The organism is Vibrio sp. 2134-1, assembly GCF_033339495.1.
In genome coordinates, this window is sequence record NZ_JAWOUS010000070.1 from 1 (window position 1) to 1,958 (window position 1,958).

General features: G+C 40.1%; 4 protein-coding genes. All 4 read left to right on the plus strand.

Features of this window, described 5'->3' with window-relative positions; all coding sequences use genetic code 11:
• A partial coding sequence (locus tag R7R78_RS23875) for an IS3 family transposase (protein ID WP_225474030.1) occupies nucleotides 1-108 on the plus strand: 108 nt, incomplete at its 5' end.
• A 64-nt stretch (nucleotides 109-172) separates the two neighbouring features.
• On the plus strand, nucleotides 173-577 hold the full coding sequence (locus tag R7R78_RS23880) for a hypothetical protein (protein WP_053304442.1): 405 nt from the start codon (nucleotides 173-175) through the stop codon (nucleotides 575-577).
• Between the two features lie 172 nt (nucleotides 578-749).
• The gene (locus R7R78_RS23885; protein ID WP_225474347.1) at nucleotides 750-1,235 is read left to right on the plus strand and encodes a GNAT family N-acetyltransferase; all 486 of its coding nucleotides are present in this window, start codon (nucleotides 750-752) and stop codon (nucleotides 1,233-1,235) included.
• Nucleotides 1,236-1,372: 137 nt separating this feature from the next.
• A complete protein-coding gene (locus R7R78_RS23890; RefSeq protein WP_225474348.1) occupies nucleotides 1,373-1,771 on the plus strand; it encodes a DUF6232 family protein in 399 nt (132 codons plus the stop codon).
• The last annotated feature ends 187 nt before the right edge of the window (nucleotides 1,772-1,958 follow it).

Here is a 1,958-nt window from a genome sequence, read left to right on the forward strand (position 1 = left end):
GAAGAAGCCCGAATGGGCATCTTCGAATACATCGAGGTATTTTACAATCGCAGAAGAAGACACTCAGCGTTGGGGCATGTCAGCCCAGTTGAGTACGAAAGTATGTAGTTATGTACTGTCTACTTTTTGTGGGGTACACCAATTACAACAATAAACATCAGTGAGGTAAAAGGTGGCATTATTAATATTATTCTCGTTAGTTTTACTTTGGGGACTTCTTGGATGGCTAAGCGATGATTTTGTATTGTTTGGACTTGTCGCTCCGATTTTGGTTTTGATCGCATCGACACTGTATGGTTCGTACATGTGGCTTAAAACTGGAACCTGGGGAAGTTTTGATGTTTTAACTGTATTCTGCGCAATCAAAAAAGAGTGTTTTGATCTTTATAGTTTTAGCTCATATGTCGGTTTTGCAAAACTTAACAATTGGTACTTGAGTACAAACGTAGCGTGGACAGCCGCTTTAGTCCCAATGTTTGGCAATATATTTTGTACAATTGTTCTTGATAATATTGAGCCTCTGCAACGACTAAAAAAATACCTTATTACTTGCAATAGCCCGACAGAACACCATTAGCTAATGGTACTAAAAATGGCTTTCGGCATGTAATTTAACAAACTGTTTAAGAGTGATTCGCAACGCGTGGCATTTTTACTATGCGTTGTGTTTAGTGGTTAAGGGGTATGCGGAAGCTTCGGTATTGTGTTGCTCACCCCTTAACAGGGCGTTATGTTCTAGGAGGAAATTCATGATTAGGGAAGTCACAAAAGCCGATTTTGAGTCGTTTTGGCCAACATTTTCTGCGGTAATCCAGGCACAAGAAACTTATGCCTTTGACCCAAATATGACGCTAGAACAAGCATTTACTTTATGGTGTGAATCTCCCCTGAAAGCTTTTGTTTTCGTAGAAAATGACGTTGTACTGGGCTCTTACTACATCAAGCCAAATGCAATGGGGCCAAGTAGCCATATATGTAATTGTGGATACATGGTTTCTAGCAAAGCTAGAGGTAAGGGCATTGCACGCCTTATGTGTGAACATTCTCAGGAAACTGCTCTAGAACTTGGCTTTGATGCCATGCAATTTAACAGCGTGGTCTCTACCAATGAAGTTGCGGTGAAGCTTTGGGAGGAGCTGGGGTTTCAAATCATAGGTACAATTCCCAAGGCATATAAGCATGCTCATCTAGGGTTAGTTGATAGTCACGTCATGTACAAATGGCTACGAACATAACAAGCAATTTAAGAAGGATTCCCAACGCTTGGCATTTTGGTTTCTACTTCAATTTTAGTGGTTACGGTACAATGCGCTAGGTTGGGTGGCAGCGTTACTCACCCCTTAATTGGGCGTTATACGAATAGAGGGAAATTATGTACAAAAATACTGATTTTAACTTGGATTCAAAAGAGTTCAGGTTTGAGAAAGACTCATATCCTTTGTCTAAGATAAACAATGTTAGGGTTAAAAAGTTAAGTTTTCTTGATAATTTAGGTCAAGTTTTATTCTGGGTGTGTGTTTTTTCAGGGGCAGTTTGGTTAGTTATTCCAAGGTTGGAAGAGGTGCCACAATGGCTACTAGTTTTAGTTCTTAGTCTGACGGTTGTAGGTTTGGTTTTTGCTCTTTTTCGTTGTTCTAAATATGCACTTCAAGTCGAGTTTCGCCACATAGATGAAACGGGCGTTCAATGGGTTAATGTAGCTAAGTCATACTCAAAGTCAGATTGTGAGTTATTTGAACAGCAAGTGTCGGCACTGAAAAAATTCGTATAACAAATTGTTCAAGAGTGATTCGGCACGCGTGGCATTTTTACCATGCGTTGGTTTTAGTGGTTAAGGTGTTATGCGGAACCTTCGGTATTGCGTGCCTCACACCTTAACAAGGCGTTAGTTGCCAACGAGAAAAACGCAGTTAAAACAAAATATTTAGGGCTAAGGTTTGTGTGTTTTTGGCTCGGTT

Excerpts from the sequence above, each read along its gene's own strand:
- R7R78_RS23885 (WP_225474347.1), top strand. The coding sequence starts at position 750 with ATGATTAGGGAAGTCACAAAAGCCGATTTTGAGTCGTTTTGGCCAACA.
- R7R78_RS23890 (WP_225474348.1), top strand. The coding sequence starts at position 1,373 with ATGTACAAAAATACTGATTTTAACTTGGATTCAAAAGAGTTCAGGTTT.